Source organism: Serratia sp. TSA_7 (genome assembly GCF_052692135.1).
Genome location: NZ_JBQZFU010000002.1, coordinates 468,166 through 482,079, shown reverse-complemented (window position 1 = coordinate 482,079; position 13,914 = coordinate 468,166). Strand labels below are relative to the sequence as shown.

The following is a 13,914-nucleotide window of genomic DNA, read 5'->3' as shown; positions in this document are numbered from 1 at the left end:
CCCCGCCGCTAATCGGCCAGCTGTAGCAACTGCTGCGTATAAGCGGCGGCAGGCGAGTTAAAGATCGTCTGGCAGTCGCCCTGTTCAACCACTTCTCCCTGGCGCAATACGATCACCTGATGGCACAGTGAGTGTACTACCTGCAAATCATGGCTGATGAACAGATATGCCAGCCGATGGCGCCGTTGCAGAGACTTCAGCAACGTCAGGATTTGCGCCTGTACCGATTTATCCAGCGATGAGGTCGGCTCATCCAGAATCAGCAACTGCGGCTGCAGAATCAGCGCCCGTGCGATAGCAATGCGTTGGCGCTGGCCACCGGAAAACTCGGTAGGGTAGCGGTGGCGCAGGGCGGGATCCAGCCCCACTTCTTGCAAGGCTTCCATCACCTTTTGTTCACGCTGTTCGGCGCTCAATTTCTGATGTACCTCCAGCCCCTCGGCGATAATTTGCAACACGCTCAGTCGCGGGTTCAGCGCGGAGTAGGGATCCTGAAACACGATCTGTATCTGGCTGCGGTACGGCAGCATCTGTTTCAGGCTGAACTGGTGCAGCGGTTGGCCGTTAAACCAGATAGCGCCGCTGGCGCTCAACAGACGCAGCAGCGCCAGCCCGGTGGTGCTTTTACCCGACCCCGACTCCCCCACCAATCCAACGCTTTCCCCGGCCTTCAGCTCAAAACTCAGTCCTTTCAACGCGTAGTGATGGTCAACCGTGCGGCGCAACAAGCCGCGCTTGATCGGGAAACTGACCTGCAAGTTTTCCACTTTCAGCAGCGGGGCGGCGTCCGCCGGCAACGGCAGAGGATCGCCGACATTTTCCGCTGCCAGCAGTTGCTGGGTATAGGGATGCTGCGGCTGGCTGAACAGGCCCGCCCGGCTGTTCTGCTCAACGCACTGACCATTGCGCATCACCGCCACATTGTCCGCCAGGCGGCGAACGATATTCAGGTTATGAGTGATGAACAACAGCCCCATCCCCATTTCTTGCTTCAGCTCTTTCAGCAGCAGCAGGATCTGCGCCTGAATGGTCACATCGAGCGCAGTGGTCGGTTCGTCGGCAATCAGCAGTTTTGGCTGGGTCAATACCGCCATGGCGATCATGACCCGTTGGCGTTCGCCGCCGGAGAGCTGATGCGGATAGTCTTTCAACCGGCCTTTGGCGTTGCGAATACCGACGCGATCCAGGCACTGAATAATCTCCCCGCGCGCTACGTCGCGCCGCATGCCACGGTGCAAGGCCAACACTTCCGCCAGTTGTTTCTCAATGGTGTGCAATGGGTTGAGCGACACCATAGGCTCCTGAAAAATCATCGAAATCTGGTTGCCGCGTACGTTGCGCAGCTCGGCTTCCGGCGCATGCAGCAACGAGCTGCCATTGAACAGGATATCCCCCCCGGTATAGACCACCGGCGGCGAAGGCAGCAGCCGCAGCACCGACAGCGCGGTCACGCTTTTGCCGGAGCCGGACTCACCCACCAGGGCCAACGTTTCCGCTTTTTCTATTTGCAACGACAAGCCGTTGACCACCTGATTCAACTGCTCTCCCTGACGGAAAGCGACGCTGAGATCCTGAATTGAAAGCAGTGGAGTACTAGCCATATCAATGCGCCTTGCTGGGGTCAAAGGCGTCGCGTATGGCTTCGCCGATAAAAATGAGTAAAGACAGCAACACCGCCAACACCAGGAACGCAGTAATGCCGAGCCACGGTGCTTGCAGGTTGTTCTTGCCCTGCAGCAACAGTTCACCGAGCGACGGAGAGCCGATCGGCAGGCCGAAGCCCAGGAAATCGAGAGAGGTCAGGGTGGTGATGGAACCACAGAGGATAAACGGCAAGAAGGTCAGCATCGCCACCATCGCATTGGGCAGCATATGCCGGTACATAATGACCCGGTCCGGTACCCCCATAGCGCGTGCGGCGCGGATGTAATCATAGTTGCGGGTGCGCAGGAACTCGGCGCGCACTACGCCTACCAGGCTCATCCAGCCAAACAGAATGGTGATACCGAGCAACCACCAGAAATTGGGTTGTACGATACTCGACAGCAAAATGATCAAAAACAGCGTCGGCATGCCCGACCACACCTCGATAAAGCGTTGTCCCCATAGGTCAAAACGCCCGCCGTAATACCCTTGCATCGCACCGACGCAAACGCCGATCACACTGGAAAACAGCGTCAGCGCCAACCCGAACAGCATCGAAATGCGAAAGCCGTACAGCACGCGGGCCAGCACGTCGCTGCCGTTACCGTCGGTACCCAGCAGGTTATGGCGCGAGGGGGCTGAGGGGAAGGGCACCTCAGTGGCGAAGTTGATGGTGTCGTAACTGAAGCGAATCGGTGGCCAAACCGCCCAGCCGTGGCGGTCGATCTGCTGTTTTACGAAAGGATCCTGGTAATCGGTGGCGGTATTCAGCTCACCGCCAAAGGTGGTCTCGCTGTAATTGATCATGAACGGCAGGTACAGGCGGCCTTCGTAGCGCACCAGCAGCGGCCGGTCGTTGGCGATCAGGTTGGCGGCCAGGCTGAGGATAAACAACACCAGGAAAACCCACAGTGACCAGTAACCGCGGCGATTACTGCGAAAACGCGCCCAGCGCGCCTGGTTGATCGGGCTTAAGCGGCTCATTGGCGGGCCTCGAAATCAATGCGCGGATCGACCAGGGTATAGGTGATATCGCTGAGGATATTCAACAGCAGGCCAATCAGGGTAAAAATATACAGCGTGCCGAACATCACCGGATAGTCGCGCTGCAGGGTGGCGTCATACCCCAGCAGCCCCAGCCCGTTGAGCGAGAACATCACTTCAATCAGCAATGAACCGGTGAAAAACATGCTGACGAACGTCGCCGGGAAGCCGGCGATCACCAGCAGCATGGCATTGCGAAATACGTGATGATAAAGGATCTTGTTCTCGTCCAGCCCCTTGGCGCGCGCGGTGACTACATACTGTTTGCGGATCTCGTCAAGGAACGAGTTTTTGGTCAGCATGGTCAGGGTGGCGAAACCGCCAATGACCGTCGCCAGCACCGGCAGGGTGATGTGCCACAGATAATCGGCAATCTTGCCGTACCACGACAGGCTATCGAAGTTGCTGGATACCAGGCCGCGCAACGGGAACCAATCCAGGTAACTGCCGCCGGCGAACAGCACGATCATCAGAATGGCGAACAGGAAGGCCGGAATGGCGTAGCCGATGATAATCAGCGTGCTGCTCCAGATATCGAAAGCGCTGCCGTTATGCACCGCCTTGCGGATACCTAGCGGGATCGACACCAGATAGATAATCAGCGTGCTCCACAGGCCCAGGGTGATGGATACCGGCAGGCTATGGCCCACAAGTTGCATCACCGACGCACCGCGGAACAGGCTGTCGCCAAAGTCGAAACGCATATAATTCCACAGCATGGTGAAATAGCGCTCATGCAGCGGTTTGTCGAAACCATAGCGTTTGGTGATTTCGGCAATCACTTCCGGATCCAGCCCGCGGGATCCCCGGTACTGGCTATCCGTGGCGGTGCCGACGCCGATCCGAGCGTGCCCCAGGCCTTCACCTGCGCCACCGCCGCCAAAACCGCTGCTCTGGCCCATCTCGATGTTGGCAATGGCCTGATCGACCGGGCCGCCGGGCGCGATCTGCACGATGAAAAAGTTAATGGTGATGATCGCCCACAGGGTGGGAATAATCAGCAACAGTCTGCGAATCAGATAAGCCGCCATCGCCGACCCCTTATTGTTGTTGGGCCGGCAAACGCGCCGCCTTGTTGACGTCAAACCACCAGTTGTCGAAGCCAATCACGTAAGCAGGACGGATCGCCGGCGTGGAGAACTTGTCCCAGTAGGCATAGCGATCGTGATTGGAATACCACATTGGCAGCATGAACCTGTTCCAGGTCAGCACCCGATCCAGCGCACGGCCCAGCGGCAGCAGGGCTTTTTCGTCGCCCTGATGCCGCAGGATGTTGCGTACCAGGCTGTCGACCGCCGGGTCGGTGACGCCAGGGGTATTCCAACTGGAATGGATGTATTCGGAGTCCCAGAGTGTCTGGAGGGAAGAACTTGGGAACGGCATCGCCAGGTAGACCGTTGGCATCATGTCGAAATCGCCGTCACGCATGCGTTTGGTGAATTGAGTGACGTCAATTTCACGGATCTGCATCTCGATGCCCAGCCGCTTGAGGTTGTGCTGGAACGGCAATACGTACTGGAAGTTGCTGCCGCTCAGCAGCATCAGCTCGAAGGTAAAGGGTTTGCCGGTTTTGCTGTTCACCAACTGCTGGTTTTTCACTTCCCAACCGGCCTGCTTGAGCAACTGGGTGGCTTTCAGCAGGTTCTGGCGATCGCTGCCGCTGCCGTCGGAGGAGGGCGGCTGGTAGATGCTGGTAAACACCTCCGGCGGTACCTTGTCCTTCAGCGGTGCCAACAGCGCCAGTTCGGCGGCATCCGGATAGCCGCTGGCGGCGTAGGGGGTATTCTGGAAATAGCTGTTGGTACGTTGATAAGCGTTGTAATACAGCGCCTTGTTCATCCAATCGAAATCGAAGGCCAGCGTGATCGCCTCGCGCACGCGCCTATCGGCAAACAGAGGGCGTTTCATATTGAACGCCATCCAGCGGGTATTTTGCGCCGACTGGTTGGTTTCATCCTGTTTGACAATGTAGTTGCGGGCGAAGTTGCCGCCCTGATATTGGGTCGCCCAGCTTTTGGGCGAACCCTCGATGCGGAAGTCGTAGGCACCGGCCTTGAAGGCCTCCAGCGCCACTTTGTCATCCAGATAGTAGTCGTAGCGGATGCTGTCGAAGTTGAAGCGGCCGCGATTGACCGGCAGGTTGGCCGCCCAGTAGTCGCGTACCCGTTGATAGGTAATGTATTGGCCGAGGCGGTAACTGCCGACCTTATACGGGCCGCTGCCAAGCGGCGGCGCAGCCAGCGGCTCGTTCAGCTTATGATCTTTCCAGAAACTCTCCGGCAGCACCGGCAGCCCAAATAGCCCGAGCAGTTTGTCTTTATCCGGCTGCGGGAATTCGATGCGTACCGTCAGGCGGGAGATGGCCTTTACACTAATCCCTTTGTAGGCGATGCGAAATTGCGGCACGCCTTCGGTCATAAATTTGTTAAAGGTGAAAGCTACGTCGGCGGCGGTGATAGGGCTGCCATCGTGGAAGCGGGCGCGGGCGTTAATGTCCAGCTCCACCCAGCGCATATCGGCCGGAAAGCGGGCAGATTCGGCGATCAGTGGATAGTAGCTGCCTATTTCGTCGTCCGAGGTGGTGAACAGCGAGTCGTACAGTGCGTCGGTGCGTTCGCCGGCCACGCCGCGCGAGGCGTAACGGTTAAAGTTATCGTAAGTGCCGATCGCCGCCATTCGTACGTCGCCGCCTTTCGGTGCGGCCGGATTGACGTAGTCGTAATGGCTGAAGTCGGTGGCGTATTTCGGCTCACCGAGAAGGGCGAAAGCGTAGCTTTCATTGAGGGTTTCGGCCTGCAGGCCAAAACTCAGTGCTGAGAGCACCAGGGCAGCAAAAACGCGCACGGACATCTTGACGGTAAGCTCCTGCTGATAAGTCGGTTAAGTCTGCGGCCAGCATAACATTCACTGCCGCGCCGCAGGGTGAAGTAATGTAAAGATCAGGCTTTTTGCGCCTGATAATCAAAGACCTGCTGGTTAGTGCAGAATGTCACGAAGTTGTCGATGCTCAACGGCTTGCTGAAATAATACCCCTGCATAAAGTTAACGTCCCGTTCCTGCAGGAAGTGCAATTGTTCGGCGGTTTCCACGCCTTCCGCCACGGTTTGCATTTTCAGCTTTTTAGCCAGTGAGATCACCGCGTCCAGCACCGGTGCGGTGACCGTATCCTGACCGATGGTGTTGACGAAACCACGGTCTATTTTCAGATAGTCCATGGTAAAGCGTTCCAGATAAATCAGCGCGCTGTGGCCGGTGCCGAAATCGTCGATGGCGATTTCAATGCCTTGCTGGTGCAGCCAGTCAAACTCCGCCAGCGCGTTGGCTTCCTCTACCATGCCGCGCTCGGTTATCTCGAATACCAGCGTAAAGTAGTCGCTGGGCAGTTGCGCCAGCAGTTCGTACACGTCCTGATGGAAGGAGGGGGCGCTCAGATGGGAAGGGGAGATGTTCAGACCCAGTTTGGCGCCTTTTGGCAACACCGTCGCCAGGCGTGGCACGTCTTCGGCGATCAGACGGAACAGATGGCGCGTCAGCGGCACAATCAGCCCTTCGCTTTCGGCGTAGGGGATAAACAGGTCCGGCGGGATACGCCCTTCAATCGGATGCTGCCAGCGGATCAGCGCCTCCAGTCCGGCGACGGCGCCTTTGCGGGTATGGAACACCGGCTGGTATTCGATAAAGAATTCATTGCGCTTGATGCCGCGCATCAACGCACGCTCCGGGCTTTGGCGCAGCAGCAGCATGTAGTAGCACAGGACGCCGATCATCAATGACAGCACCAGGCTGCCCAACAGGGTCAGGCGGATATCATTGGGCGTCAGCGTTTCGTTATAAAACAGAATCGTCATCGGCGTGCCCGGGATGGCTAAGCGATCGGCCTGGTCGTTCGGCAACTGGCTCACCGGCATCAGGTTCGGGCTGAAGGTGGTCAGGGCGCGATCGCCCAGAATAATGGCAATGCCGGGTGTGCGTGCGTCACGCGAAGCGAACAGCAGGTAGGGCATCAGGTTGATGTCCAGGGTCGCCAGCACGCCGGTGTTTTCCTCTCCGGGATGACGCAACCAGACGGCTACTGCGGGTTTTCCCGGCACAAGAGGGGTGCCTTGCTGCAGTTTGAGATCCCGCGTCTGGCGCGGATCGATTTCCGGATAAATATTTTTCAGTGCCAGCATCATGCTGCCGGTAGCCGAGGAACAATAGGCAAAACCGTTTTTCACCAGCAGGAAGCTTCGCACGCCGGAATTAAACGCCGCCTGATAGGTAATATCCGGCTGGCTGGAAGCGCAGGAGCGTTCCGTCAACGGCATCAATTGCAGCATGATTTCCGTCAGACTATCCAGATTTTCGAGGGTGAATTTCTGTGTGCGTTGTTCTACCGTGCGTTGATATTGTGTGCGCTGGTGATTAATCAGGAGGAGTGTGATACCCGTAAACAGGATAAAAAATACCAGAGCGACAATGCTGCTTTTAGCCAGGCTGCGTCGTCTGTGCGAAACATGGCGTGCAAATGCCCTTTTCAAGCCCATAAACCTTTGCCCCCTGAGCACGGCGTATCATTCTGTTTTTGTTATCGAGTGATCGCTTAATATATCCCAATGGTGGTGGTGCAGTCATTATTCATCGTTATTCACGCAGGGTAATCCGCTAACAAACGCTTAATTGTATTTGATGATGATAGGTGAGTTTTTTATCAGCGTAACGTTAGGGATAAAAAAAACGCTGCCCGGGGGCAGCGTTTTATTGCTCGTTTGGTATTCAGGACAATCAGGTATTTTGCGCCGTCAGCTGCTGGTCAGCACTCTGCGGGCTTCACGATAACGTTTATTCCAGTAGTTATCGTTCAGATTCGAAATCATCACGCCGCTGCTGGTAGAGGCATGAACGAATTGATCGTTACCTAAATAAATGCCGACGTGGCGCCCGGTAGAGCCGGCGCGGAACAGCACCAGATCGCCAGGACGCAGTTTGGTACGCACGATTTTCTTGCCGAGGTCTTCCTGTTCGTAGGTAGAACGCGGTAAATCCATACCAAACTGTTCACGGAATGTGCGTTGTACAAACGCCGAGCAATCAATGCCGCGCTTGCTTTCACCGCCTAAACGGTAGCGAACACCTTTCCAGTCTGCATACTGATCCATAATTTTTGACTTAACGTCAACGTTACGGACCATTGCTTCGAATTCATCCTGAGAGGCTTGCAGTAAAAGACCGTTTTTGTCATTAACTGCATGCATCTCAGTTTGTGCGTTATTCAAGTTCGAAGTGTGAGTCGAGCTGCACGCGGAGAGCATTACCGCTGCGGCAATTGCAGGTACTACCCGCAAAAAATATCTCAGAAACGGTTGAGATTTGACCATTGTTGTTGTTTTCCCTTGAAGTCCTTAACGACGAAAGTCGCTACCTGAAAATGCCAAACGAAACGAGCCTAATCTGCACCTGCTGCCCCGACAATCGCTTACCGCTGAAAACGTGGCGGAACGCACATTTTTCACGGATTTAATGCTGAAACGAGGTAAACCAGGCACAAACGCATCCGAGGTTACCGCAACGAATCAGGGATTGCGAGCCTTTTCCTGTCCTTTTTTATATGAATTTGTGATGTAACATAATGTAAAACTTCATATAAAAAACGCCGATTGCCCGTTGTGTTGGTTTTACGTGAAATCAGGTGACGAAAGCGTTAACGCGCTGATGTGGAAATAGACAAAAGGCGGTGCGGAAATAATCAGGAGGCGGCGGGCCTCCTGCGGGTCATAGCGATTTGTTATGACTGGACGGGGCGGTGCTTGCCGGGCAGCATGAGGTTCAACCCGTTAATCAGCTTGTCGCTGAGTGGGGTCATCAGGCACCAACTGACGCCCACCAACACCACGGACAGTGAGCCGACGGCGATATCGGTGAACCAGTGTGCGCCGATCATCACGCGCGGCAGTGAGAAAACCAGCGTGATCAGCAGCGCCACGGCAAAAGCGCGGCGGTTAAAATAGCGCAGCATAAAACAGGTAAAAATCATCAGCATCATGCCGTGGTCGCCGGGGAAGCTGTCGCTGGAGGCGTCTTTGGTGGTAATGCCGGTCAGCATACTGACGCGGTTGATATTCTCGAAACTGAGCGACGGGCTGGGGTGTTTTACCGGCAACAGGTGCCCAAGCTGGTTCAGCACTACGGCGGTGAGCAACATGACAACGCCGGTGACCAATAAACGACGGCGGCCGACGGCATCCTGCTTGAGATAAAAATACAGGTACAGCAGCCCCATGGCGATCAGGGAAATCACGTCGAAAGCGCGATTATTGGTGATGGCCACCAGGTGCAGAAAGCCGGGATCGGTCGCCAAATGGCGGTTGAAGAAAAAGAAAATCGCTGAGTCCAGAGTAAACCAGTAACCGTGGTTAGCCGGCAGGAACCAGGACAGAAACAGCGCAATGCCCAGTAAATTGAAGAAAATGATGAAGGGTAAATTGCGGCGTGTCATGACATAACCTGTTGTAAGTCTAAAAATAAAATGATGTTAACGGTAAAGATTCTAACTTAAACGAATGTTAAACAATTGGGATTGCAGGGCGTTCCAGTCAGCATTGTCGCTGTGGATCAGTTCGATGCGGCTGTCCAGCGGTGCGACAGGGCGCGTTTCGATATTGAGATCCTGCCCCTGGCGGTTAATCAACAACGTGCCTTCCGCAATGCGGACTACGCCTTTGGCGCGTTCGACCGGCGCCAGCCGCACCCACTCCATGATGCCAATGGTATCGAATACCGTGTCCGCATCAAAAATCCAGCCGCAACTGGTAAACCCCTGGCCCTGATTGAGCGCCCGTCGCCAACGCGAGGTTTCCGGCAGCCGCAATGCGGCCAGGCCCTGAGTTTTGGCATGGCTATGATGATGCTGCGCATCCGGTAATTCTGTGCGATTCGTGCGAGGCAGGTTGAGCCAATCTACATTCGCCTGGCCTTGTTCTATGGGGTAAAGCGGCCGCTGGCGGGGATCTTGCGCCGCCCACTGTTGTAAGGCCAGAAGATCCTGCGGTTGATAGGTGTCGCTTTTACTGGCCAGGATAATGTCGGCTGCCGCCAGTTGATCGCGAAAGTTTTCATTTTCTCGATAGCGCGGCTCGCTGAGTTGGCGAGCGTCCAACAGGCACAGCGTGGCCTGCAGATCGATCCAGCCGGCGTAGCTGTCCTGCGTCAGCAACGACAGGATTTGCTTCGGATGGCCCAGGCCGGTCGGCTCGATGAGCAACCGATCGGGCTTGCTTTGCTGCAACAGCATATTCAATCCAACCTGCATCGGCAGGCCGTTAACGCAGCACATGCATCCGCCGGGGATCTCCTTCAGCACTGCGCCGCTGTCCGCCAGCAACGCGCCGTCGATGCCAATTTCACCGAATTCATTCACCAGCACCGCCCAGCGTTCGTGTTCCGGCTTGTTGGCCAGGAGATGACGGATGGTGGTGGTTTTGCCGCTGCCGAGAAAACCGGTGATCAGGTTAGTTTTGGTCATTGATGATTCCTGATGTTGATAAAGTCCAGAGGGGCGATAATTAAGCTGTGCCGCCTGGCTGTGTGTGAGTGTGTTTAACCTGCGCCAGGTCACAAATTCAATACGTTAAAATGCGTTATTTAGCCGGCTAAATCCACGCCTGGCGTTCGGAAAATTCCCAACAAAAACCCGGTATTAGATAAGGACGTTAGCGTTTAGTAGCTTGTTTTTACGCTATTAATGGCCGGAATATCCATCAAATTAACCCCCTTTCCTTGCGATTATTCCTAAGAAAGTCCTCTATGTTTAAATTGAGTTAACAAAAGTGAGGTTGCCATGAACATCTTTCGGTTAGTTTTGATCGCAGGAATGTTGTTTTCATGGATGGCGGCAGGCCATGCCGGAACCACTGGCGGGGTTATTCATTTTGTTGGTTCTGTCGTAGAAAGCCCCTGCTCGGTGGATATCGCCGGTTCAACGGCCAATACGCAATGTTACCGCAATGGGCAACACTATCAAGGGCAACAGACCCTGTCGCATTTCGATGTTTCACGCAAAGAGCTTCCACTGAATTTAGGTACGACGGAAATGCAGTGGGTGGATCAACAGAAAAAACTGGCCGTCATGACCGTGGTTTATCGCTAAGCTATCAGGCCATGCCGGGTACAGCTTGCCCGGCATGGCTTTCATTTCCTTAGACAAGCTGAGTGGCAACCCACTCTTTCACCGTTTGGCGTGCCCCGCGATCGCGCAGCGACAGGTAAGCGCGGGTTACCGTCGCCACAAATTCTCCCTCGGCCGGCAGCTGTTCACCGAAAACGCTTTTCAACCCCAATAGCGCCTTGACCCGCTGTTCATCGTCCGGCGTAGCGGCCACCCTTTGCTGCAGTGCAGGCAGCAGCGGATCGCGGATGTCGATAGGTTGGCCGGCGTCATCCACACCGCTGACATAGCGCATCCAGGCGGCGACGCCCAACGCCAGGCCGGCATAACTGCCGCCGTGCTGCAAATGCCAGCGGACCGAATCCAGCATGCGCTGCGGCAGTTTTTGCGTGCCGTCCATGGCGATTTGCCAGGTGCGATGCTGCAGCGCAGGGTTGCTGTAGCGTTCGATCAGCTGTGCGGCGTAGGCGGCCAGATCGATGCCGCTGACGCTGAGAGTCGGCGCCTGTTCTGCCAGCATCAGGTGGTGTGCGGCGCGGCGATAAGATTCGTCGGCCATGCAGTCGTTAATGTACTGATAACCGCCCAGATAACCGAGATAGGCCAGAAACGAATGGCTGCCGTTCAGCATGCGCAGCTTCATCTGTTCAAACGGCAGCACATCGTCGACCAACTGCGCCCCGGCCAGCTCCCAGGCCGGACGACCGGCGACAAAATTATCTTCCACCACCCATTGAATGAAGGGTTCGCAAGCGATGGCGCACTCATCATGGACGCCGCCGAGCGCGGCGGCAATGTCAGCCAGCGTTTCCGGCGTGGCGGCCGGAACAATACGGTCGACCATGGTGCTGGGGAAGCTGACCTGCCGGGCTATCCACTCGGCCAGCATGCCGTCACGCTCCTGCGCCAACCCGATTATTGCGTTACGCAGCACATGGCCGTTTTCCGGAATGTTATCGCAGGAGAGCAGGGTGAAGGCGGGCAGGCCGCGTTCAAGACGCAGACGCAGCGCCTCCACCAGAATGCCGGGTACGGTGGCCGGCTGGCCGGGATTGGCCAGATCGGCACGGATCGCCTCGTGTTGCAGATCCAGTTTTCCACTGCCCGGCTCGATACAGTAGCCTTTTTCGGTAATGGTCATCGACACGATCGCCACCTGGGGCTCCGCCAGCTTTTCCAGCACGGCCTCGATCCCTTCCAGTTTGCGATGCACGCTTTCATTCACTGCGCCTATCACGATAGCCTGATTACCCGTCGCGCCTTTCTCCAGCACGCTGTACAGATGCTCTTGCAAGCGCAGGCTCTGGAACAATGGTACGCCGCCAGACAGGCTGATTTCGCAAATACCCCAGTCGCCGCCCTGGCGATTCAACACCCGGTCGGTAAGCAACGCCTGGTGGGCGCGGTGGAAAGCGCCAAATCCGATATGCACCATACGACTTTGCAATGCGCTGCGATCGTAGCGCGGTTGCTGGACCGCATCCGGCAGCGGCGAGTTGGCGATAGTCTTCATTCAAAGCTCCAAAGCTGAGTAAAAAGGTGCTGGCCGGTAGCTTTGCAAAAGCTATCGGACCAGTTTTTCGGGCGGCAGGCGAGGCTGCTTTCAGCCTTTACCGTACGGGTTCTCTGCCGCCAGTGTAAGGCTGTCTGCGCATCAATAAAATTGCTCAGTCCAAAATAAGCCAGATTCGTGAAGTGGATCAACCCAGCGAGATTTCTGTTTTGACAACCCGCCTCGACGGAGTAAGGTAAAAGATAAATGATATCTATCTCGTTTGGTATAACAAGATTGCCGGATTTGAGCGGTCTTGATCACCAACCGGCAACCTCCGGCGATTTTTACAAGGATAAACAATGGAACAAACATGGCGTTGGTACGGGCCGAACGATCCTGTCTCTCTTGACGATGTGCGCCAGGCCGGTGCCACCGGCGTCGTCACCGCACTGCACCATATCCCGAATGGCGAAGTTTGGCCGATCGATGAGATCAAGGCGCGACAGGCGCTGTTGGCTGAGAAAGGGCTGGTGTGGTCGGTGGTGGAAAGCATTCCGGTGCATGAAGAGATCAAAACCCACAGCGGAAATTACCCGCAGCATATCGCCAATTACCAGCAGTCGCTGCGTAATCTGGCGGCCTGTGGTATCGATACCGTGTGCTACAACTTTATGCCGATTCTCGACTGGACACGCACCGATTTGGAGTACCTGCTGCCCGACGGTTCGAAAGCGTTGCGTTTCGATCACATCGCCTTCGCCGCTTTTGATCTGCATATCCTGCAGCGCGCCGGCGCAGACCAGGATTACACACCGGAAGAGCAGGCGCAGGCGGCCGCCCATTTCGCTGCCATGAGCGAAGCGGAGAAAAACACATTGACCGGCAATATCATAGCCGGGCTACCGGGCGCCGAAGAGGGGTACAGGCTAGATCAGTTCCGCGCCCGCCTGGCTGAGTACGATGCGATCGACAAGGCGCAACTGCGCGAAAATATGGCGGTGTTCCTGCGCGCCATTGTGCCGGTGGCGGAGGAAGTCGGCGTGCGTCTGGCGGTGCACCCGGACGATCCGCCGCGGCCGATCCTCGGCCTGCCGCGTATCGTGTCCACCATTGAGGACATGCAGTGGCTGAAGCAGACCGTCGACAGCCTCTATAACGGTTTCACCATGTGCACCGGGTCTTACGGCGTGCGTGCGGATAATGACCTGGTACGGATGATTAACACCTTCGGCGACCGCATCCATTTCACCCACCTGCGCGCCACCTGCCGTGAAGAGAATCCGAAGAGTTTCCATGAGGGGGCCCATCTGCAGGGTGACGTGGACATGGTTGCTGTGATTGAGGCGATCCTCAGCGAGGAGCAACGGCGTCATCAGGCGGGCGATCGTCGGCCAATCCCGATGCGTCCCGATCACGGGCACCAGATGCTGGATGATTTGAAGAAAAAAACCAATCCGGGTTACTCGGCGATTGGTCGGCTGAAAGGATTAGCGGAGCTGCGTGGCGTTGAACTGGCGCTTAAGCGCCGTTTCTTCCCTGAGTTGCCGTCGTAAAGCGGGAATAAAGCCCAATGGATTTCACGCTGCAG

General features: G+C 56.1%; 11 protein-coding genes. 2 read left to right on the top strand and 9 right to left on the bottom strand.

Going from position 1 to position 13,914, the window contains the following annotated elements; translation table 11 throughout:
- Window positions 1–8 precede the first annotated feature (8 nt).
- From yejF to ACUTQW_RS11120, 8 genes are all read right to left on the bottom strand, one after another.
- Window positions 9–1,601 carry a microcin C ABC transporter ATP-binding protein YejF gene (gene yejF, locus ACUTQW_RS11155; protein WP_445654859.1) on the bottom strand — a complete coding sequence of 531 codons (1,593 nt, stop codon included), beginning with the start codon at window positions 1,599–1,601 and terminating at the stop codon, window positions 9–11.
- A 1-nt stretch (window position 1,602) separates the two neighbouring features.
- Complete coding sequence (locus ACUTQW_RS11150) at window positions 1,603–2,628, bottom strand: ABC transporter permease (protein WP_006326758.1); 1,026 nt, start codon at window positions 2,626–2,628, stop codon at window positions 1,603–1,605.
- Complete coding sequence (locus ACUTQW_RS11145; protein ID WP_006326757.1) at window positions 2,625–3,719, bottom strand: microcin C ABC transporter permease YejB; 1,095 nt, start codon at window positions 3,717–3,719, stop codon at window positions 2,625–2,627. Before ACUTQW_RS11145 ends, ACUTQW_RS11150 begins: the two co-directional genes overlap by 4 nt.
- Window positions 3,720–3,729: 10 nt before the next feature.
- Window positions 3,730–5,538 carry an extracellular solute-binding protein gene (locus ACUTQW_RS11140; RefSeq protein WP_198640578.1) on the bottom strand — a complete coding sequence of 603 codons (1,809 nt, stop codon included), beginning with the start codon at window positions 5,536–5,538 and terminating at the stop codon, window positions 3,730–3,732.
- An 89-nt stretch (window positions 5,539–5,627) separates the two neighbouring features.
- Entirely contained in the window at window positions 5,628–7,214 is a 1,587-nt protein-coding gene (locus ACUTQW_RS11135) for a cyclic di-GMP phosphodiesterase (RefSeq protein ID WP_037431388.1), read from the bottom strand.
- Window positions 7,215–7,469: 255 nt separating this feature from the next.
- Complete coding sequence (mepS, locus tag ACUTQW_RS11130; protein ID WP_004947077.1) at window positions 7,470–8,045, bottom strand: bifunctional murein DD-endopeptidase/murein LD-carboxypeptidase; 576 nt, start codon at window positions 8,043–8,045, stop codon at window positions 7,470–7,472.
- A gap of 407 nt (window positions 8,046–8,452) precedes the next feature.
- Window positions 8,453–9,163 (bottom strand): phosphatase PAP2 family protein, encoded by a 711-nt coding sequence (locus tag ACUTQW_RS11125; RefSeq protein ID WP_235195909.1) that lies wholly within the window; start codon window positions 9,161–9,163, stop codon window positions 8,453–8,455.
- 51 nt (window positions 9,164–9,214) lie between these two features.
- Complete coding sequence (locus ACUTQW_RS11120) at window positions 9,215–10,189, bottom strand: CobW family GTP-binding protein (RefSeq protein WP_006326746.1); 975 nt, start codon at window positions 10,187–10,189, stop codon at window positions 9,215–9,217.
- Window positions 10,190–10,504: 315 nt separating this feature from the next.
- On the opposite strand from ACUTQW_RS11120, the gene ACUTQW_RS11115 reads away from it, so the two are divergent.
- Window positions 10,505–10,813, top strand: a complete 309-nt coding sequence (locus ACUTQW_RS11115) for a type 1 fimbrial protein (RefSeq protein WP_020439470.1) — start codon at window positions 10,505–10,507, stop codon at window positions 10,811–10,813.
- 49 nt (window positions 10,814–10,862) lie between these two features.
- Here the strand turns inward: ACUTQW_RS11115 and ACUTQW_RS11110 are convergent, their stop codons facing one another.
- Window positions 10,863–12,344, bottom strand: a complete 1,482-nt coding sequence (locus ACUTQW_RS11110; RefSeq protein WP_006326743.1) for a mannitol dehydrogenase family protein — start codon at window positions 12,342–12,344, stop codon at window positions 10,863–10,865.
- A gap of 341 nt (window positions 12,345–12,685) precedes the next feature.
- On the opposite strand from ACUTQW_RS11110, the gene uxuA reads away from it, so the two are divergent.
- A complete protein-coding gene (gene uxuA / locus ACUTQW_RS11105) occupies window positions 12,686–13,879 on the top strand; it encodes a mannonate dehydratase (protein ID WP_166728651.1) in 1,194 nt (397 codons plus the stop codon).
- The last annotated feature ends 35 nt before the right edge of the window (window positions 13,880–13,914 follow it).